17 protein-coding genes are annotated in these 20617 nt (G+C 39.1%); 10 read left to right on the forward strand and 7 right to left on the reverse strand.

Annotation, left to right across the window (positions count from 1 at the left end; all coding sequences use genetic code 11):
- Position 1: 1 nt before the first annotated feature.
- The 8 genes from H7U19_RS16275 to argE all read left to right on the forward strand — a co-directional run bounded on the left by H7U19_RS16275 (position 2) and on the right by argE (position 8909).
- Positions 2-1240, forward strand: coding sequence for a DUF1015 domain-containing protein (locus H7U19_RS16275; protein ID WP_186563944.1), 1239 nt, complete (start codon positions 2-4; stop codon positions 1238-1240).
- Between the two features lie 8 nt (positions 1241-1248).
- Positions 1249-1917, forward strand: a complete 669-nt coding sequence (locus H7U19_RS16280; RefSeq protein ID WP_186563945.1) for a YggS family pyridoxal phosphate-dependent enzyme — start codon at positions 1249-1251, stop codon at positions 1915-1917.
- A gap of 56 nt (positions 1918-1973) precedes the next feature.
- Positions 1974-3335 carry an exonuclease domain-containing protein gene (locus H7U19_RS16285; RefSeq protein WP_186563990.1) on the forward strand — a complete coding sequence of 454 codons (1362 nt, stop codon included), beginning with the start codon at positions 1974-1976 and terminating at the stop codon, positions 3333-3335.
- A gap of 5 nt (positions 3336-3340) precedes the next feature.
- Positions 3341-5308, forward strand: a complete 1968-nt coding sequence (locus H7U19_RS16290; RefSeq protein WP_186563946.1) for a transglutaminase family protein — start codon at positions 3341-3343, stop codon at positions 5306-5308.
- 21 nt (positions 5309-5329) lie between these two features.
- Positions 5330-6181, forward strand: coding sequence for an ion transporter (locus tag H7U19_RS16295; protein WP_186563947.1), 852 nt, complete (start codon positions 5330-5332; stop codon positions 6179-6181).
- Positions 6182-6246: 65 nt separating this feature from the next.
- The gene (locus tag H7U19_RS16300; protein ID WP_186563948.1) at positions 6247-6735 is read left to right on the forward strand and encodes a hypothetical protein; all 489 of its coding nucleotides are present in this window, start codon (positions 6247-6249) and stop codon (positions 6733-6735) included.
- Positions 6736-6825: 90 nt separating this feature from the next.
- Positions 6826-7740, forward strand: a complete 915-nt coding sequence (miaA, locus tag H7U19_RS16305) for a tRNA (adenosine(37)-N6)-dimethylallyltransferase MiaA (protein ID WP_186563991.1) — start codon at positions 6826-6828, stop codon at positions 7738-7740.
- Entirely contained in the window at positions 7737-8909 is a 1173-nt protein-coding gene (argE, locus tag H7U19_RS16310) for an acetylornithine deacetylase (protein ID WP_186563949.1), read from the forward strand. The genes miaA and argE overlap by 4 nt, the downstream gene beginning before the upstream one ends.
- 26 nt (positions 8910-8935) lie before the next feature.
- Here the strand turns inward: argE and H7U19_RS16315 are convergent, their stop codons facing one another.
- Positions 8936-9793: an endonuclease/exonuclease/phosphatase family protein gene (locus H7U19_RS16315; RefSeq protein WP_186563950.1), complete on the reverse strand. Its 858-nt coding sequence runs from the start codon at positions 9791-9793 to the stop codon at positions 8936-8938.
- On the opposite strand from H7U19_RS16315, the gene H7U19_RS16320 reads away from it, so the two are divergent.
- The gene (locus tag H7U19_RS16320) at positions 9780-9935 is read left to right on the forward strand and encodes a hypothetical protein (RefSeq protein ID WP_186563951.1); all 156 of its coding nucleotides are present in this window, start codon (positions 9780-9782) and stop codon (positions 9933-9935) included. The two genes, H7U19_RS16315 and H7U19_RS16320, sit on opposite strands and share 14 nt — an antisense overlap.
- A 43-nt stretch (positions 9936-9978) precedes the next feature.
- On the opposite strand, the gene H7U19_RS16325 is transcribed toward H7U19_RS16320, so the two are convergent.
- The 5 genes from H7U19_RS16325 to ychF all read right to left on the reverse strand — a co-directional run bounded on the left by H7U19_RS16325 (position 9979) and on the right by ychF (position 17703).
- Positions 9979-12642: a DNA gyrase/topoisomerase IV subunit A gene (locus H7U19_RS16325; protein WP_186563952.1), complete on the reverse strand. Its 2664-nt coding sequence runs from the start codon at positions 12640-12642 to the stop codon at positions 9979-9981.
- Positions 12643-12882: 240 nt separating this feature from the next.
- Complete coding sequence (locus H7U19_RS16330; RefSeq protein WP_186563953.1) at positions 12883-14733, reverse strand: DNA topoisomerase IV subunit B; 1851 nt, start codon at positions 14731-14733, stop codon at positions 12883-12885.
- 117 nt (positions 14734-14850) lie between these two features.
- The gene (locus H7U19_RS16335) at positions 14851-15756 is read right to left on the reverse strand and encodes a DMT family transporter (RefSeq protein ID WP_186563954.1); all 906 of its coding nucleotides are present in this window, start codon (positions 15754-15756) and stop codon (positions 14851-14853) included.
- Positions 15757-16014: 258 nt separating this feature from the next.
- Positions 16015-16527 carry an SRPBCC family protein gene (locus H7U19_RS16340; protein WP_186563955.1) on the reverse strand — a complete coding sequence of 171 codons (513 nt, stop codon included), beginning with the start codon at positions 16525-16527 and terminating at the stop codon, positions 16015-16017.
- Positions 16528-16608: 81 nt separating this feature from the next.
- Positions 16609-17703, reverse strand: a complete 1095-nt coding sequence (gene ychF / locus H7U19_RS16345; protein WP_186563956.1) for a redox-regulated ATPase YchF — start codon at positions 17701-17703, stop codon at positions 16609-16611.
- Positions 17704-17836: 133 nt separating this feature from the next.
- On the opposite strand from ychF, the gene H7U19_RS16350 reads away from it, so the two are divergent.
- Positions 17837-19315, forward strand: a complete 1479-nt coding sequence (locus H7U19_RS16350; RefSeq protein WP_186563957.1) for a carboxypeptidase-like regulatory domain-containing protein — start codon at positions 17837-17839, stop codon at positions 19313-19315.
- Positions 19316-19409: 94 nt separating this feature from the next.
- Here the strand turns inward: H7U19_RS16350 and H7U19_RS16355 are convergent, their stop codons facing one another.
- Positions 19410-20504: a glycoside hydrolase family 26 protein gene (locus tag H7U19_RS16355; protein WP_186563958.1), complete on the reverse strand. Its 1095-nt coding sequence runs from the start codon at positions 20502-20504 to the stop codon at positions 19410-19412.
- Positions 20505-20617: the final 113 nt, after the last annotated feature.

A 20617-nucleotide genomic window follows, 5' to 3' on the forward strand; every position in this document is an offset into this window, starting at 1 on the left:
AATGGCAAAAATACTCCCCTTTAGAGCAGTGCGCCCCACTAGGGACAAAGTTGGATTGGTAGCCTCGCGCTCCTATCAAAGCTACACACAGCCGGAGCTTGAAGCCCGATTGAATTATAACCCCTTTTCGTTTTTGCATATTATCAACCCTGGCTACAGATACCAGCAAGACATTAAAGGCGTGGAACGCTATGCTTTGGTTAGAAACCGATATCTGGAGTTTAAGGAAGATGGCATCTTTATGCAGGACGACCAGCCGTGTTTTTACATCTATAAAATAGTTAATCGGAATGGCGACACATTTTGTGGTATTGTAGCTGGCGCGAGTGCCGAGGATTACAAAAATGGTGTCATCAAAAAGCATGAAGACACGATTGCCTATCGGGAAGAAATTTTCAAGGATTATTTAAAGACTGTCGGATTTAATGCCGAACCTGTTTTGTTAACGTATCCTGATAAACCTGAAATCACCAAAATCATTACCGAGGTGGAAAAAAAGCGGGCAGAATTTGAATTCACCACACATTTTAGGGATACCCACTATATGTGGCTCTTGAAAGACGCCAAGCATATCGAAACCATCAGAGGAATATTTCAGGATATAGGTACCATTTATATTGCTGACGGCCATCACCGTTCAGCATCCTCAAACTTACTGGCGGAGCAACTCAAATCAGAAAACAAAGCACATTCAGGAAATGAGGCTTACAACAACTTTATGGTGTATTTGATTCCTGAAACAGAACTTAAAATTTACGAATTTAATCGTCTGGTGAAAGATTTGAATGGGTTTTCAAAAGAGCGTTTTTTGATCAAATTGGACGCCATGTTCCGTATTGAAAACCGAGGGGTGGACCTTTACAAACCCAATAAAAAGCACCATTTCAGTATGTATTTGGATGGTGAGTTTTATTCGCTTTATCTTAGAAAAGGCAATTATAAAATCAATTCGTCGTTGGATGCTCTGGATACCCAAATTCTCTATAAAACCATCTTGGAACCGATTTTAGGAATTTCGGATTTGCGCAACGACAAACGAATATCTTACTCCCATGGGCGAAATGATTTGGTGACCATAAAACAAAAAGTAGATAGCGGGGAATTCGCTGTGGGCTTTGGATTGGTTCCGATAACAGTTTCAGAATTGAAAGCCATTGCGGATGAAGGCCTGACCATGCCCCCAAAAAGTACGTTTATTGAACCCAAATTAAGAAGTGGCGTCACCATTTATGAATTTTAGTAAAAGTAATGAGTATAAAAGAAAACCTTAGTAGCATAAAATCAAAACTACCGGAACACGTGACCTTGGTTGCAGTTTCCAAAACGAAACCCGTCGATACCATTATGGAAGCCTATGAGGCCGGGCACAACACTTTTGGCGAAAATAAGGTGCAGGAAATGGTTGAAAAATACGAGGAAATGCCCAAGGATATTGAATGGCATATGATTGGTCATTTGCAACGGAATAAGGTAAAATACATGGCCAACTTTGTGCGTTTGATTCATGGTGTTGATAATTTTAAATTGTTGAAAGAAATCAATAAGCAGGCAAAAAAACACGATCGAGTAATTGATTGTTTGTTTCAAATCAAGATTGCGGAAGAGGATTCAAAATTTGGTATGTCCACATATGAGGCAAAGGAAATCATCACATCCAAATCATTTTCAGAATTAAAAAACATCAGAATTACTGGTGTGATGGGCATGGCAACTTTTACGAATAATGAGACTCAAATCAAACAGGAATTCAATGTTTTAAAACAAACCTTTGAGGACTTAAAGCCTTTAGAAACCACTAATTTCAAACCTGAAACCATTAGCATGGGCATGAGCGGGGATTACCAATTGGCCATTGCATGTGGTAGCACAATGATTCGGGTTGGAAGTAGTATATTTGGGGCGAGGAATTATCAGTAGGCAGTCGCAGTGTTCAGTTTACAGCTTAACACCTTAACAACAAACAGCTTAACACCATTTACGCAGTATTAGACATAGAAACCACGGGAGGCAAGTATAATGAGGAGGGCATAACCGAAATTGCCATCTACAAATATGACGGCCACCAGGTGGTGGATCAATTTATCAGCCTTATCAATCCTGAAAGGGAAATTCAACCGTTTGTAGTGAATCTTACAGGAATCAATAGCAGTATGTTGCGCAATGCCCCAAAGTTTTATGAGGTAGCAAAACGCATCGTAGAAATCACGTCTGACTGCATTTTAGTGGCGCATAATGCCCAATTCGATTATAGAATTCTGCGTACTGAATTTAGCCGATTGGGGTTTGAGTACGAACGGAAATCCCTATGTACTGTGCAACTGGCGAAACATTTAATTCCGGGGCAACCTTCTTATAGTTTGGGCAAATTGGTTCGCTCCCTCGGGATCCCCGTGGCAGACCGCCATCGTGCCTCGGGCGATGCTCAGGCTACCGTAAAGCTATTCAAAATGCTTTTGGATAAGGACACCAAAAAAAATATTGTCCAAAACAGTGTCAGCCTCAATCCAAAACGTCAATTGGAACCCAAGCATATTGATATCATTGCTGAGCTGCCAACCATAACAGGAGTATACTACATCCACAAGGAAGACGGCGAAATCATATATATCGGCAAGAGCAAGAATATCAAAAAACGTATCAACCAGCATTTTACAAGTACGAGCCCAAAATCCAAAAAGCTTCAAGCTCTGGTAACAGCAGTTACTTATGAAGCGACAGGAAGCGAATTGGTAGCCCTTCTAAAGGAAAGCGAGGAAATCAAGAAAAATAAACCGATTTTAAACAGGGCACTAAGGCGTACAAGTTTCACCCATGGTTTGTTCAGCTACACAGATAACAATAATTACATCAATTTAAAGATTGAAGTAGTAAACGGCAAAAGCAAACCAATTACTACCTTTAGTAATAGGCAAAGTGGCAAAAGCTTTATGACTCGAGCCTTGGAGGATTATAACTTATGCCAAAAACTTATTGGACTTTACAATAGCCAATCAAGTTGTTTTAATTACGAAATAAAAGCCTGTGAAGGTGCTTGTTTGGGTATAGAATCTCCTGAACATTACAATAAACGTGTGCTTTCCTTAATAGAGAAAAGCAGTTATGATAATAAAAATGTGGTGCTTATCGACAAGGGGCGCGATATTGACGAGCGCAGTGCCATATTAATTAAAGACGGCGTATTCCAAGGTCTAGGATTCTTCAGTTTAAACTATCAAATTAATAACCTTGAGATTCTCGAATCCATCATTACCCCCATGCAAAACAATCGGGATACCCAACACATTATCCAAAGTTACTTAAGACGCAATAGAAAAATAAAACAAATAATTTTTTGACACAAATGCTAAAACAAATCCTACTGCTCCTCTCCATTGCCTGTAGTTCCATTTTAAATTCTCAACCATCAGAAAAAGATCCCGTTTTTAGGGTTTCATTGCCCGATATCGAGCTAAAATCATATGAAAAGGATTCAACGGCCAACGCTTTAGTACTCTATGAATATGGAAAAAGTTATGTTGATAGACAGGATTACGATCTAAGAACCAACATAATGCGCAAGATTAAAATTTTTAATAAAGAGGGTTTTGATAAAGCTAATGTTACTATTTATTTATACAAAGGCAATAATGGTAAATATGAAAGAGTGGATAATATTTTTGGCGCCACCTATACTTTGGTAGATGGTAAAGTAAAAACAACTGAATTAGACCCCAAGGATGTTTATCGTGAAGAATATAACGAGAATTATACAATAGTAAAATTTACATTACCTAATATTCAGGAGGGTTCTGTAATTACATACCGTTACACATTACGCTCGCCATATATGCGAAAATATCATGGTTGGGAGTTTCAAGGTGACATCCCAAAGCAATATAGCGAGTACAATACAAGCATACCTGGCAATTGGCTGTACCATATTAAACTCTCAGGAGGAAAAAAGTTAAGCACCAACGATATGCGTATAGAAAAAAGGTGCTTAGAAATGTATAATGGCGCCTTTGCCGATTGTAGCATTGGAAAATATGTCATGAAAGATGTACCTGCTTTTATTGAAGAAGACTACATGACCGTAAAACAGGATTATCTCGCAAGAATTGATTACGAACTGGAGACCTTTAGAGGAATGGATGGCACGGTAACTCACTACACTAAAACATGGAAAGATGTAGATAAAGAATTGCGTTCAGAAAAAGATATTGGAAGGCAAATAAAAAAATCGGTCGATATTGAAGAATTGTTGAGTTTAGATGTATTAAACGAAACAGACCAGTTAAAAAAAGCCAAAGGCATTTACAATTACGTGCAGACCAACTACACGTGGGATGAATCTTTTCATATTTTCAAAGACGTATCTATACGAAATATCATAAAAGATAGATCTGGCAATGTTGGCGCAATTAATATTTTACTTCACAACTTACTTAGGGAGAGTGGTATTGATGTTAAACCCGTATTTTTATCAACTCGCGGCCATGGACGAGCTACAAAATTATATCCGGTACTTACTGACTTTAACTACCTAATTGTTCAAGCAACAATTGATAACGACACTTATTTATTGGATGCCACCGACAAATTTTTATCCTTTGGCCAAATTCCCTTTAGGTGCCTTAATCAATTTGGCCGTTTAGTTGATTTTAAAAATGGCAGTACTTGGATAGATATTAGACCTCGAGTTCAATCATCAACACTTTATAGCCTCAAACTTCATTTTGATGATGAAGAAAATCTGACAGGCATAGTAAATACCAGAACAACAGGTTACCACGCACTAGGTTCACGAAAAGCCTATTTTCCAAATCCGGATAATTACGTATCCGAATTGGATGAAAGTAACGAGGATATTGTTATTTCCGATTATTCTCTAAAAAATTCCACAAAAACAAGCCCTCAATTTTCCGAAACATACAGAATTAACTACCAAGCTGAAGATATATCGGAAACCATATACTTAAACCCATTTTTATTTCCATTTTTTAAGGAAAACCCATTCAAATTACAAGAGCGAACCTATCCGATAGATTTTGGGTATAAAGATAAATATGTGTATATGTTAAATTTGGACCTGGGCGATGTTTATGAAGTTATTGAAATGCCGAAAAAAACAAGATTGGCTTTACCTAATAAAGCAGGAGATTTAAACTTATCTGCAAGTTTAATTGGCAATAAAATCAATCTGATATTTAACCTAAGTTTTAACGAGGCCGTTTATCCTCCCGATTATTACCCCTACCTTAAGGAATTGATGAGTAGCGTCGTAAATACTCAAACAAACTCATTAATCGTACTCAAAAAGAAATCGTAAATCTTTTAGTACTTTTGATATATGCCTGAGAGCGAATTTAAAAACAACTGGAAGCATAAACTTCATGATATCATTTATGAAGCGGATACCCGAGCTGGAAAGCTTTTTGATGTCATTCTGTTTATCACCATTGTGGCCAGTATCATTCTGGTTATGCTGGAAAGCATTAAAAGCTTCGATGAGAAATATCATAACTTTTTAAACATTTCGGAGTGGGTCATCACCATACTTTTCAGTATCGAATACATTGCAAGGATCATCACCGTAAAAAAGCCTTGGCGCTATGTGTTTAGTTTTTATGGTATTGTGGATTTACTGTCCACTATTCCAAAATATATTTCACTGTTGTTTGGGGGCATCCACGCTTTGGCTGCGCTTAGGGCGTTGCGCTTGTTGCGGATTTTCAGAATATTAAAGCTGGCGAGATACCTCGGGGCTTCCAATTTACTGATGTCAGCAATAAAATCCAGTCGTGCTAAAATATCTGTATTCCTTTTTGCAGTACTTATTTTATGCATCATTTTTGGAACACTCATGTATTTGATCGAAGGAGAGGAAAGCGGGTTTAGCAGTATTCCCGTAAGCGTGTATTGGTGTATTGTAACGCTTACAACTGTTGGTTTTGGGGATATTGCGCCAATTACACCATTGGGCCAGTTTATTGCGGCTTTGATTATGATTTTGGGTTATGGCATCATTGCGGTTCCAACAGGAATTGTTTCTGCGGAATATACCGCACAGGGCAGAAAAATAAATCCTGGGCCGGAGCCAAAAATACCTTTGAATTCAAAATCCTGTGAAAACTGCCTGGCGGAAAACCACAAGGACAAAGCTGAGTATTGTTATAATTGCGGGGAGCGGTTGTATGGTTAGTGACAAAGTAAACTTTTTAGAATTGTTCTTCTTGTGATCCAATATAAATGAAGGGATTATTGCTTATGAAACAAAGAATTTTCCAATACGCTCTTATTTTTTTATTCCTAGCTTGCTCTTCCATTCCAAAGGATATATACCAGAGTATAGATAAGAATTACGTAAAAAATCTCATTTCAAAACTTTCCTGGAATTCAATAGAAATAGCCACAACATATGGAACTTCGGTAAGAATCGTGGGCAAGGAAGCCATTGAACTGGAAAAACTTGGCAAACAAGTATCTTCTCAATTATTAGATTCGTTTAAAAACGAAAACAAGTCTGTGGTCATTCATTTGATTTTGACTAATTTATGGGAACCTGAAGTGAATTTTTTAAAAGTAACGCACACTAACTTACCCGAAGCTGATGAAGTCATGGTCGAATATAGGATCAACAATTTTTCATGGTACAAACCTTCAAATGAAAATTCCAGGTATTCAATAGACACTGTTGAAAGAGACAAAATTTATGAATATTGGTTAAGAAGAATTAGAGACTCTTCACGAAAGTAATATTACTTTATCGCGTTTTTGATAGTCTAACCATTATAAATTTTCTTCAAAATGCAACTATCTTTGCAACCACAGTTTAAAAACTAAAGTATCAAAACCTCTAAAAAACACCTCATCTCCATCATCGGGCCAACTGCTATCGGCAAAACCCCGCTAAGTATTAAACTGGCGCAACATTTCGGTACTGAAATCATTTCTGCGGATTCTAGGCAGTTTTTTAAGGAAATGCAGATCGGCACGGCTGCGCCAACTCCAGAAGAGCTACAACAAGCCAAACATCATTTTGTCCATCATAAATCCATCATGGAAGATTACAATGTCGGGGCTTTTGAAAGGGACGCTATCGACCGGATAAATCAACTTTTTCGGAAATACGATTTGGTAATAATGGTTGGCGGGTCAGGTTTGTACGTTGATGCCGTTACCAATGGTTTGGACGATTTTCCTAATGTGGACGCCTCTATTAGGGATACTTTAAATAAAGAATTTCAGGAAAAAGGGCTACCTTACTTACAGGATCGACTTAAGGATTTGGATCGTAAAAGCTATGACACCATTGCCATCGACAATCCACATCGGGTCATTCGCGCATTGGAAGTTAGTATTGGTGCTGGGAAACCATACTCTTCGTTTTTGAATAAGGCGAAAAATGATAGGCCATTCGAAACCATTAGCATTGGCCTCATGGCAGAAAGACAGGTTATTTATGACCGCATTAACCAGCGGGTGGACTTAATGATAAAAGATGGTCTGTTGGAAGAGGTAAAACAACTTTTGTCCTATAAGGATTTGAACGCACTAAACACGGTAGGCTACAAAGAATTGTTCAACTACTTGGATGGAGAGTGGACGCTGGATTTTGCCATTTCGGAAATAAAAAAGAATACCAGACGTTTTGCAAAACGACAGCTAACATGGTTCAAAAAGAACGAAAACACCTGTTGGTTTGATTATACCACCGACCTACCCCAAATTATTCAAGGTATTGAAGCCCAAATAAAATGACAACAGAACAGATTCTTTCAAAATTAGTAGCATTCCCAGTGTTAGGCGGGCAGAGCAATTTATCCATCATCCATTGGATAAAAGACTATATGGAATCCTTCGGTGTGGACTCTACTTTAGTGCCAAATCCAGAAGGCACCAAAGCTTCACTGCATTGCAGAATTGGGCCTTCGGTAGATGGCGGGATCATCCTTTCTGGGCATACAGATGTTGTACCCGTTGAAGGCCAGGATTGGAATACGGATCCTTTTGTGTTGACGGATAAAGGTGATGGCAAACTTTATGGCCGGGGCGCTTGCGATATGAAAGGTTTCATTGCTTGTTCCCTTAGCCTTTTGCCAAAAATGGTTAAAGCTGATTTAAAAAAGCCTATTTATTTCGCCTTATCCTATGATGAGGAAATTGGCTGTCTTTCCGCACCTGAACTAATTGAGCATTTAAAACAGCACTATCCCGAAACCCCGAAGTACGCCATCATTGGGGAACCTTCTTTGTTGCAACCCATTATCGGACACAAGGGCATTTGCCTGTACACCACAAAGGTGAATGGATCGGCTGGGCATAGTAGCCGTATCCTTCAAGAAGTAAGTGCTGTGCATGAAGCGGCAAGATTAATTTTATGGTTGGAGGACAAAATGAACGAATTGATTTCTTCTGGAAATACCGACGAACGTTTTACACCACCCCACTCCTCCTTACATACGGGAGTAATCCATGGCGGTATTGCGCCAAATGTGATTGCCGATAAAGCCTATTTTTCCTGGGATGCAAGGGTGATTCCTAACGATAGTTTAACTGAAATCGTGGAAGCATTTTATTCGCATTGCGACAAGCGCATGGCTGAACTCAAAAACGTTTTTCCAGATTTTAAAATTGAAACTGAAGAAGTGCATCCGCCTGTGGCCAGTTTTGATAGTAAAACCGATAGTGACATTGTAAAGTTGTTTGGCAAAATAAATAGCAATACCAATTTTGATACCGTGGCCTACGCTTCTGAAGCGGGTCAGTACAATCTGGCTGGATTGCAAAGTATAATTTGTGGCCCTGGGTCCATTAAGCAGGCACATCGACAAAATGAATTTATTGCCAAATCCGAATTGGAAAATTATGTAGCACTGCTCGAGAGGTTAATTTCTTTGTTTTCCTCTGAAACCATCTTAGAGTTTTAAAATTCATCGAACTCTCAAATCATACATCAATCCAATTTGAGATGGGTCAAAATCGGCTCATGGTCAGATAAATTTACCTTAAAATTTTGGTGAGAAACGACATCAATCGAAGGATCCACCAAAACAAAATCAATTCTAAAAGGGTAATTTGCAAATCTGTAAGTCGTCCCGATTCCGGTTCCAGCATTTACAAAAGTATCTTTTTTATCACCCTTCAACTTTCGATAGTTTTGTGAATAGGGGTTGCTGTTAAAATCACCGGCAAAGATAACCTTACCGTCAAATTTACTGGCATGCTCTAAAACTATTTTAACCTGTTCCTTTTGTTTTATCTGGCCATCTTTGATTTGCCCAAAAAATTTGCTGACACCCATCGTTTCATCAAAAATAAGCTGATAGGATTGCAAATGGATATTGTAAATACGAACGATGGTTCCATCAATATCCACATCGGCATAAATTGTTTGATTTCGCGTATCAGGAAAGTCAATATAGCCTTTGTCTATAATAGGATACTTCGAGTAAATTACCTGCAAGGTTTTTTCATAATTTGGCCTATAGCCCACAAAATAATAAGGATAATGCGAAAATCCTTCAAATTCAAATTTTGAAAATTCTTGAAAACAAACAATGTCCGGATTCTCTTTTTTAACAAAATCAATTAACTTTTGAGCCTCGGACACGTTTCTAAAATCTTCAGTAGAAGAAAAATTATTAGCGTTAAAACACATAAAACTAATAGCACCACTTTCTTCCGTTTCGCCAAAAAAATTCAATTGCAAAGGTGAACTGAAACACAGAAAAAATAGGATTAGGGCAAAAAGATGCAACAAGGCATACTTGCCTCTTTTCATCAGCCAAAACAATCCTATGAGTAAATTCAATATGAATAAAATTGGTAATGATAAGGAGAGCAAAAAAGAAGACGTACTCAACGTGAAATATGAAAAAATACAGGCTAAAATGAGAAGCAAGGCTAATACCTTCGAGGCCCTTTTGCAGACTTTGCTATTACCAAATCCTTGAACAGTAGTTTTCAAAGGTGCTAGAAAAGACATCGAAACAGAGCTTAAAACAAGGTAATCTGTCCTTCATCATCAATTTCAAGGTCAGATTCACCTTGCTGGGGCGTTTCGGATGTGTTATCGGTAGTCTCTGTGGGAGATTCACTAGAAACCTCCATTTCATCAACTACTTCTAAATCATCTGCATGCACTTCCTCGGGAGCTTCATAGGGCAAAGGCTCCAATAGATTGATTTGATTGATTTTATCCTTAGTGAGCTGATTCCCCATGGCCGAAATACCCTTAATATCAATAAATTCTTCAAGGTTGACTTCGAGGTTGTCCTTTCTATCTTTGCCTCTTTCCTTTGCAAAAACGACTTCCGCCATAGGTTTCCAATCCGTAGAAACGATTTCCAATTGCGAATTCGGATGGTCAGAAATAAACAGTTCCTCTTTTCCTTCATTTTCAATTAAAAAACGTTTGACGTAATACAGTTCTTTTTCACCATTGAAATATATAGCCGAAATGGGCTTTTTAGGCACCCATTTTTCAAGTACTATCATATCACTACCAAAATGCATAGTAACCTCCGGTGTAACGGTTTTCGCAACTCCTGACTGATTAATAATCAGCAACTTATCCTCGCCTCTAAATTCACCTATTAACTCTCCTCTTCCGTCTACATTTAAACGTTGCACCGTATCGTCAAACCATATTTTTCGTGGTTTTAAAGTGGAGACGCCTTTCTCTTTAAGCTCCACACGTTTCACTGGATATTTGGTGACCAAATTTCCTTTGGAAGCACGTCCCTTAATCAGAATATCTGCGAAATCAATATCCCATTTTAGTTTTTTGATGCTTCCGGCCTGCCTTAAATTTATAGTAACCACTTCGGCCTCACCATTGGGGTTAGCTGAAAAATATAATACCAAAGAACCTTTATTCCCATTGGCCAAATCATAATCCCTGTCCCTGGTGATACTGGTCACTGCGAAACGCTTGATATACGATGGCCCTTTCCTCCCATCGCGATAAATCATATTGTAGATGGTGCGCTTGTCTTTCTTTTTGAATACAGCTACATGAATGATGTCCTTGCCTACAAAGGTTTTGGAATCCACTTTGGTCACCATCATTTTACCTTCTTTGGTGAAAACAATAATATCATCAATGTCACTGCAATCGCCCACATACTCATCCCTTCTCAAAGATGTCCCCACAAAACCTTCCTCCCTATTCACGTAAAGCTTTGTATTACGAATCACTACTTTGGTGGCGTCCACATCATCGAATATCTTAATTTCAGTTTTGCGTTCCCGCCCCTCGCCATAATCTTTTTTCAGCCTTTGAAAATAGGCAATGGTATACTCAATTAAATGTTCCAAATGGTGCTTTACCTCCGCAATTTGCTCTTCAAGCGCGTCAATTTTCTGCTGTGCCTTATCAATATCAAACTTAGATATACGCTTGATACGAATTTCGGTTAGGCGCACAATATCGTCTTCGGTAACGGCTCGTTTTAAATGCTTAATATGTGGTTGCAACCCTTTATCAATAGCCGAAATAACACCTTCCCAAGTTTCTTCCTCTTCAATATCGCGATAAATTCGGTTTTCAATAAAAATACGCTCCAGTGAAGCAAAGTGCCACTGTTCTTCAAACTCCCCGAGTTTGATTTCCAATTCCTGTTTTAGTAGCTGAACGGTGTTATCCGTAGAACGGCGCAACATTTCTGAAACTCCAATAAATAATGGTTTATTCTCCTCAATGACGCAACCTAGAGGCGAGATGGAAGACTCGCAACTTGAAAAAGCATACAAGGCATCTATGGTTTTATCAGGTGATAAGCCCGATGGCAGGTGCACTAAAATTTCAACCTCGGCGGCAGTATTGTCCTCAATTTTCTTAATCTTTATTTTTCCCTTATCGTTCGCTTTTAAAATGGAATCGATTAATGAAGAAGTGGTAGTACCAAAGGGCAATTCGGTGATAACCAAAGTATTTTTATCCAGTTGGGAAATTTTAGCACGGACACGTACTTTTCCACCTCGATTCCCATCATTGTAATTTGAGAAGTCGGCAATACCCCCAGTTGGGAAATCCGGTAAAATAGTAAAACGTTTGCCTTGCAGATGCTTTATGGAAGCATCAATAAGTTCAATAAAATTGTGCGGTAATATTTTTGTAGACAACCCAACGGCAATACCCTCACCCCCTTGTGCCAAAAGCAAAGGAAACATTACAGGGAGATTTATGGGCTCTTTCCGACGGCCGTCGTAACTCGCTTGCCATTCGGTAATTTTCGGATTGTAAACTACGTCTAATGCAAACTTTGAAAGTCGTGCCTCAATATACCTGGACGCCGCCGCACTATCACCAGTTAAAATATTTCCCCAGTTTCCTTGGGTATCAATCAGAAGGTCCTTTTGCCCAATCTGGACCATGGCATCGGCAATACTTGCATCACCATGCGGGTGGTACTGCATGGTATGGCCCACTATGTTTGCTACCTTGTTATAACGCCCATCATCCAAATCCTTCATGGAATGCATGATACGCCGTTGCACAGGCTTAAATCCATCCTCAATGGCCGGTACTGCACGCTCCAAAATAACGTACGAGGCATAATCTAAAAACCAGTCCTTGTACATCCCCGTTACACGGGTAATGGTTTCTTGGGGCTCTTCGTTATGTTCGTTTGTTAAATCGTCACCTTCTTCAATCATCCAGCAATTTTATTTTTTTGGTCTTCCGTTAAGCTTTACTTTGCCTTTTCTTTGTAATCTATGCACTTGTTCGCTTGTGGTATGGATATAAAGGTGTGCATACGATCGCTTTCCATACTCTTTTTCCTTGGAATATAACATCTTATTTTAGTTTGATTTTTAATACATAAAATTAATAATCAAACCCATTAAAAGCAAATATTTCCATAGGTAGTTGAGCCATAAATTATTAATATTCTCTTACTCAACCACATCCAATACCACCTTCAAATTATCAATAATAAATTCCTGTCTAGATGGTGTGTTTTTACCCATATAAAAGGCCAACAATTCATCAATAGACATGTTATCATCCAACATCACAGGGTCGAGTCGTATATCCTCTCCAATAAAATACTTAAATTCATCAGGAGATATTTCGCCCAACCCCTTAAACCGAGTAATCTCAGGTTTTGGTTTTAATTTTTCTATAGCATTAATGCGCTCTTCTTCCGAATAGCAATAAATGGTTTCCTTTTTATTCCGAACCCTGAATAATGGGGTTTGTAAAATATACAAATGTCCTTCTTTAATGACCTCGGGGAAAAATTGCAAAAAGAAGGTTATCAATAACAACCGGATGTGCATCCCATCCACATCGGCATCGGTAGCAATCACGACGTTATTGTATCTCAAATCCTCAAGCGACTCTTCAATATTTAATGCGGCCTGCAATAAATTGAACTCCTCGTTTTCATAAACGATTTTTTTGCTCAAGCCGTAACAGTTGAGTGGTTTTCCTTTTAAGCTGAATACTGCCTGCGTGTTCACGTCTCTGGACTTGGTGATACTTCCCGAAGCCGAATCCCCCTCAGTAATAAACAAAGTCGTTTCAAGGTTTCTTTCGTTTTTGGTATCCCCAAAATGCACACGACAATCCCTTAATTTTTTATTGTGAAGACTGGCCTTTTTAGCTCGGTCCCTAGCCAATTTTCGAATGCCGGAAAGTTCCTTTCGTTCACGTTCGGCCTGAAGAATTTTGCGTTGGATTTTCTCGGCCGTATCTGGATTTTTATGAAGGTAATTATCGAGATTAGTCTTTACAAAATCATTGATATAAGTTCTAACGGTTGGATAATCCCCACCCATATCGGTAGAGCCCAGTTTGGTTTTGGTCTGGCTTTCAAAAACAGGTTCCATCACCTTAATGGCGATGGCGCTCACTACCGATTTTCTAACGTCCGAGGCATCATAATTCTTTCCATAAAACTCTCTAATGGTCTTGACCAAAGCTTCCCGAAAGGCGTTTAAATGCGTCCCTCCCTGTGTGGTATTTTGGCCGTTTACAAAACTGTGGTATTCCTCGCTATATTGGGTTTTACTGTGCGTCAGGGCTACTTCGATATCATTGCCCCGTAAATGAATGATAGGATACAGCAAATCGGATTCGTTGATATTCTCGGACAACAAATCCTTCAATCCATTTTCGCTATAATATTTTTCACCGTTGAACACTATGGTCAATCCCGGATTGAGGTATACATAGTTTTTCAACATTTTTACTACATATTCGCTCCGATACTTGTAGTTTTTGAAGATGGTGTCATCAGGAACAAAGGAGACTTTTGTGCCTTTTCTTCGACTGGTGTCATCTAACAGTTCCTGATTCGTCAAATTGCCCTGCTCAAATTCAGCGGAAGCGGACTTGCCGTCCCTAGTAGATTCCACCCTAAAATAATTGGACAATGCATTAACAGCTTTAGTACCCACCCCATTCAATCCTACAGACTTTTTAAATGCTTTGGAATCGTATTTGCCCCCTGTGTTCATTTTGGACACCACGTCCACCACCTTTCCCAATGGAATCCCACGCCCATAATCACGCACAATAACTTTAGTGCCCTGAATGGAGATTTCAATGGTCTTTCCCGCACCCATGACAAATTCGTCTATGGAGTTGTCCAGCACCTCTTTTAAAAGAATATAAATCCCATCATCGGGAGAAGAGCCATCACCGAGTTTACCTATATACATTCCCGGACGCATTCGGATATGCTCCTTCCAGTCCAACGAACGTATATTGTCTTCGGTATATTTGGTTTGTTCTGCCATAAAAACGGTGTAAAATTGTGAGATAGCACGCTAATATAGCACAACATATCAAATTATAAAACAGGCTTGGAACAAAGTAATTAACAATAAAAATGGAATATTGTTGAGAACGTCACCCTAAGCCCTGCTTGAGGTTTTTAGGGAAATCAAAAGGATACCAATGATAACTATCAATGCCCCAAATATTTGGAGCAAACTAAGCTGTTCATTCAGAAAAATTGATGCCAAAACGATAGTCGAAATTGGTCCAATTCCAGCTATGATGGCAAAATTCGATGAACTGATCATTTTTATAGAAGCGGACACCAAATACGAGGGAATTACCGTGGCAAAAACGGCGATTAAAAATCCAAGTCCATAAACTTCCCAAGGATAATGAAACAGACTGAACCCTTGGCTAATTCCATAATGCAAAAACACACATAAACAAGACACAATCATGGCATAGGATGTAAATTGCATCACCCCAAATTTTGGAATTAGCCAGCCACTTCCGACCAAATAAGAGGCGTAGGTCAACGCACTTAACAGGATAAAAGCACCGCCCAAAATGGTGTTATCCCCAGATATTTGGACTTCATCTCCAAATGCGAGGACAATTCCCAAATAGGTTATACCAATAGCGGCCATTTGTACCTTTGAAATTGGCTGCCTCAGAAAGAACCGATTGAGCAAAAGGACTATCGTAGGGTACACAAACAAGATGATGCGCTCCAAACTAGCCTTAATATGCACCAAACCCACAAAATCAAAATAACTTGCCAAATAATACCCCAAAAAACCGAAGAAGGCCAACCATAGCCAATCGTTTTTACTTAGCGTAGTTCGCTCTGCCCGTCTGGCGGAAATAACGGCCAAAACGATATAAAACGGAAAGGAAAACACCATTCGAAGTAATAAAATTTCAAGGGGATCGATCTCGTAGACATATGCCAATTTTACCATGACCGCCTTAGAGGAAAACAGGACGATGCCCAGAATTCCAATCCCTATACCGTACCAAAATCGATTTGATTGTTGCATAGAGCGAAAGTAGAAAGGTAATTTTAGCCTTGTGTCTGAAAACAATTGAGATTACGACGCCCAAACTACCCCTTTTGCCAGCATCGTAATGCGATTATAAAAATTAATGTGCGCATAAGCTAAACAGGAAATGTATCACAACACCATCCTTCCCACCCAAGTTCAACGTTAACCTAAATTCTTTGAGAAGCTGAGATAAACTATTGAATGCACCTCATGTGTTTAAGGCTTTACACTGCTCCAAAAAATGTGCGAATGTCAAAATTGTAAAATCTGTTTTTGAAAGTCCTTACTTTTAGCATCTAACACGTTTTTCATGTGCATACTTTCCGCACGCACTTTTAAAGCTGCATTCCTAGTTTTGATCAACTTGGACATATACCGCTTTAGGAAGATGCTATTGAACAATTTGCCCAATATACCATAGGGGGACTTAAAAAACATCTTTTCGACCATTATGGTTTTCTGGCCTTCATTATAAAATCTATGCTCGTGCCAATAGGATTTAAAAGCACCAAAAACCATCTCTATAATAAAGAAATTCGGGGACTCATAAGCTGTAACCTTGGTTGTGAAATGTTGCACAAAACCTAAATGCGTAGCCTCCCAACTTACCCACTCCCCAAGTTCTACCAAGCCGGTAGTTTTCCCCGCGACAGGTATTTCTCCAGTGTGCTTTAGAGATTCCTTGTGAAAGTCTATGTTTCGTGCTAAATTAAAGCAGGTCCTAATATCTGCAATGATTTCAGTCCGTATGGTTATATGAGACATCCTATATGATCTATGAGTAAATTAAGACTTCAAATATATACAAAATCTTACTTCAACAAAGAAAAATAGGAAAATTATTAACTACACATTAAAAAGAAAGTGCATTACATCCCCATCCTTAACCACGTAGTTTTTACCCTCGACACGCATTTTACCGGCTTCTTTTACTTTGGCTTCGCTACCGTAGCTGACATAGTCGTAATAAGAAATCACTTCAGCACGGATGAATCCTTTTTCAAAATCAGTATGGATCACACCGGCCGCCTGTGGTGCCGTAGCTCCAATATCCACCGTCCACGCCCGTACTTCTTTCACTCCAGCAGTAAAATAGGTTTGTTGATTCAATAACTTATAAGCACCTCTAATTAATTTAGAAGACCCTGGCTCTTCCAGACCGATATCCTCTAAAAACATCTGGCGCTCCTCATAATCATCCAATTCATTAATATCAGCTTCTGTTCCTACGGCCAGCACCAGTACCTCGGCATTTTCATCCTTAACGGTTTCTTTCACTTGCTCCACATAAGTATTCCCCGAAACGGCTGCACCTTCATCAACATTGCATACGTACATCACCGGTTTGTCTGTAATAAATTGCAATGGTTTGACGTAGTCATTGTAATCGTCTTCACTAAAATCAAGAGCTCTGATGGAACTCCCCGATTCCAACCCTTCTTTGATTTTCAGCAAAACGGCTTCTTCTTTTTGAGCTTCTTTATTACCTGTTTTGGCCGCACGTTTTACTTTATCCAGCTTTTTCTCAGCAGTTTCCAAATCCTTTAACTGAAGCTCCATATCAATGGTTTCCTTATCGCGGATGGGGTCGATACTGCCATCGACGTGTACAATATTGTCATTGTCAAAACACCGCAATACATGCAAAATGGCATCCGTTTCCCGAATGTTTGCCAAAAACTGGTTGCCCAATCCTTCACCTTTACTCGCTCCTTTGACCAATCCCGCAATATCCACAATCTCAACCGTAGCAGGAATTACGCGCTCAGGATTCACTAAAGACTCTAATTTTTCCAACCTTGTATCTGGCACGTTTACCACACCAATATTCGGCTCAATGGTACAAAACGGAAAATTGGCACTCTGCGCCTTCGCGTTGGACAAACAATTGAACAACGTTGACTTCCCCACATTTGGCAATCCTACAATACCTGCTTTCATTTTCCTTAGAAATTAGATTAAAGACTCAAGAACCAAGACTTTGATTTTTGCGATTGCAAATGTAGTTAATTTCAGAATTAATTTTTGTAACAAAATCCAGCATTAATCGTTATGTTTACATAAAAATGTCTTGATGAAACAAATTTTAGCTCTTCTCAGTTTTTTTGCTTTCTTCTGCCTTGGTTTTTCCCAAAACCTAACGGCTAAACTCGTTGCGAAAAGCAATGGCAAACCCATCCCCTATGCAAATATTAAAACAGGTAAATATAGCGGAGTAATTTCCAACGATGAGGGCTATTTCACCATACATGCCCAAACCGACGACTCCAAAACCATTGAAATTACTTGTATGGGATTTGAAAGCAAAACCCTAAGTATTTCGGAAATCAAGAAACTGAATTTCACCATTGCGCTGAAGGATGCTGTGAACCAATTAAACGAAGTTTTAATCACCAACAAAAGGCCCAATGCCGATGCCATCATTGAAAAAGTACGCTCCAAAATTTCGGAAAATTACGATAACGAACTCAATGCCTACAGTATTTTCCATAGGAATACTGACCGGGTTGATTTTAGGAATTTAGGGTTTGAAATAGAAAAGGCATCGCACGTCAAGAAAAAAAATATCAACGATGCCAACGCCTCTTTGGAAAAAATGGCTTCGGAAATTATTGCGAGCGACATGGTGCACTTTAAGGATTTTAAAGGTGAATTTTTCAATTTGAATCCGGACAGTAGCAAAATAAAAGTCAGCAAAGCCACAAAATTGCTTGACTCTAAAAACAATTTTTCGATAGACGACGTTCAGAAGAAGACTCAAAATATTGTACTTAAATACTTGGACACTACCATCACTTATAAATTGAAATCTGGGCTTTTTAAGATTGAAGACACGCTTTCCCTTACCGACGAGCAGTTTAAGGATTTTGAAAAGCAGGTGTATAATATGCCTTATTTGAATAACGAATCACGGAACCTGCTCAGAAAGGCCCAATTTTTTGAAGAATCCTTTTTGTCCAACATAATCAACCCCAAATTATATGATTACGCCTATGATGGTTCTGCCTTAAAAGACGGCAAGCTCTTTTATTTGATCGACTTTGAACCCCGAAGGGGAAAATCAAAGTACGGGGGCAAACTGTACATCAGCGAAGCCGATTACGCTATCACAAGAGTGGACTATGGATATTACAAAAACAGGCACGGACAAAAAGTGAACCTAAAACTGGTACTGGGCGTTAAATTTATAGCTAACGTTGACGAAGGCACCTTACTATTTGAAAAAAACCAAAACGGCAAATACCATCCCAAGTACTTAAAGCAAACCACCGGGGCGTATTTTTATGTGAATAGAGATTTGAAATTTATTGAAAACAGCAGAGCCAGAAATAAAACGAACATCAACTTTAAAATTGAAGGCCAAAACCTGAACAAAGAAGAGCTTCTATTTACGGCAAACGAAAAGTTGACGCTTGAAGGGTTTAAACTCATAAAACAGGACGACACGGTACCTTATACGCTCTTGTCTTCTTTTGAAGAGACCATTTGGGGGGATGGAGATATTTTAGAGCCCACTTTGGAAATGAAGACTTTTGATGCCAGTGAGGACTAATAGAAATTCAAATCAATTTGGCAAAGAACCCCAGAACCTTGCGCATGGGCTTTAGAAAGTTCATGGAAGTAATAAAATATTAAATCTTTGCATTTCACTCATACCCCAATTGCTCAAAAAGCTTGGAAGATGCCTTTAAATATTTATCCTTGTCCGTTTCCTTAAACCATGCTTTGGAAACCAGCTCGTTATTGTAAAGCTTTGCGTCTTTCCATTTGGACAGTCCTTCTATATTAACCAAAGTCCAATCCTCATTAATAAAGCAGATGGCCTTGATATTTTTTTCATAAACCAGTGAAAAGTAGTTGACAAACCAGTCGTCCCAAACTTTTGGGTTGTCTGCTTCGATACCAAAAATGGGGTTAGACTCGGCAATCATCACAGGTTTTTTATGCACTTTGGCAAAATCCAAAACGGCTTCGCCTTCTTTGTTGAGTCCTGTTTTGGAATAGGCATGACCAAAAATGGAAATGCCCACCCAGTCCACATAATCGTCCCCCGGGTACCAGTCGGACAGCGGATAATTTTTGTAGGGTACCGCTGCATAGGAATGCCACACATAGGCAATATTGTCCACCCCTTCGGCACGCAACATATCCACAATATGCCGATAGGCTTTAACATAGTCCTTGGGTTCTAAAACATTATGCGGGCCGTCAAACTCATAGCCAATACGAAGATATACCGGCCGGTTTATCGATTTAACCCAATTGGCGTAGCGTTTGATGACAGAATCGTAAATGCCTAATATAGTGTTTTCAGTCACATTCCATTTACCCACCATCCACATGGCACTGTGCAATGCCGAGTTTGGAAATGTATTGACCAACATTTGATGGTTTTGGCTGGTGCCAGTGCTGTTGGTATGTTTTTTTGTAACGCCAACAAACTCGGTAATGGCCCAATAGGCCGACCAGCCTCCGGGATTGGGTTGATTGGGAAACTTACGTTTATATTCTTTGATACGCTCCTCTGTTTGCCCCATCACCAACAAGGTTTTACCTGCGGGCGGTACAAACTTTGTTTTTTCATAGCTGTAAATATAGTTGGAATCTACTTCGGTTCTGATTTTGGACACCATGGCATCCACAGTTTCATTTTGAGCAAGAACTGAGGATACTAAACAAAATGTGAATATCATGAAACTACATAAATAGCGGAATCGGTTGCGGTGTGATATCGGCTTCATAGAATTTGATTTAAAACCTTAAAATACAATTTATAGGACAATTATACGAAGGGTTTCGGATATGTATGGGACGTGTATAGGACAAAGCAGTTCATTACTCATAGTTTTTAGAA

The organism is Hyunsoonleella aquatilis, assembly GCF_014270105.1.
In the GTDB taxonomy this organism is placed as follows: domain Bacteria; phylum Bacteroidota; class Bacteroidia; order Flavobacteriales; family Flavobacteriaceae; genus Jejuia; species Jejuia aquatilis.

Excerpts from the sequence above, each read along its gene's own strand:
- argE (WP_186563949.1), top strand. The coding sequence starts at position 7,737 with ATGACAACAGAACAGATTCTTTCAAAATTAGTAGCATTCCCAGTGTTA.
- H7U19_RS16280 (WP_186563945.1), top strand. The coding sequence starts at position 1,249 with ATGAGTATAAAAGAAAACCTTAGTAGCATAAAATCAAAACTACCGGAA.
- H7U19_RS16355 (WP_186563958.1), bottom strand. The coding sequence starts at position 20,504 with ATGAAGCCGATATCACACCGCAACCGATTCCGCTATTTATGTAGTTTC.
- H7U19_RS16300 (WP_186563948.1), top strand. The coding sequence starts at position 6,247 with ATGAAACAAAGAATTTTCCAATACGCTCTTATTTTTTTATTCCTAGCT.
- H7U19_RS16295 (WP_186563947.1), top strand. The coding sequence starts at position 5,330 with ATGCCTGAGAGCGAATTTAAAAACAACTGGAAGCATAAACTTCATGAT.
- H7U19_RS16275 (WP_186563944.1), top strand. The coding sequence starts at position 2 with ATGGCAAAAATACTCCCCTTTAGAGCAGTGCGCCCCACTAGGGACAAA.
- H7U19_RS16290 (WP_186563946.1), top strand. The coding sequence starts at position 3,341 with ATGCTAAAACAAATCCTACTGCTCCTCTCCATTGCCTGTAGTTCCATT.
- H7U19_RS16325 (WP_186563952.1), bottom strand. The coding sequence starts at position 12,642 with ATGATTGAAGAAGGTGACGATTTAACAAACGAACATAACGAAGAGCCC.
- H7U19_RS16335 (WP_186563954.1), bottom strand. The coding sequence starts at position 15,756 with ATGCAACAATCAAATCGATTTTGGTACGGTATAGGGATTGGAATTCTG.
- H7U19_RS16330 (WP_186563953.1), bottom strand. The coding sequence starts at position 14,733 with ATGGCAGAACAAACCAAATATACCGAAGACAATATACGTTCGTTGGAC.
- H7U19_RS16340 (WP_186563955.1), bottom strand. The coding sequence starts at position 16,527 with ATGTCTCATATAACCATACGGACTGAAATCATTGCAGATATTAGGACC.
- H7U19_RS16320 (WP_186563951.1), top strand. The coding sequence starts at position 9,780 with ATGAGTAAATTCAATATGAATAAAATTGGTAATGATAAGGAGAGCAAA.
- ychF (WP_186563956.1), bottom strand. The coding sequence starts at position 17,703 with ATGAAAGCAGGTATTGTAGGATTGCCAAATGTGGGGAAGTCAACGTTG.
- H7U19_RS16350 (WP_186563957.1), top strand. The coding sequence starts at position 17,837 with ATGAAACAAATTTTAGCTCTTCTCAGTTTTTTTGCTTTCTTCTGCCTT.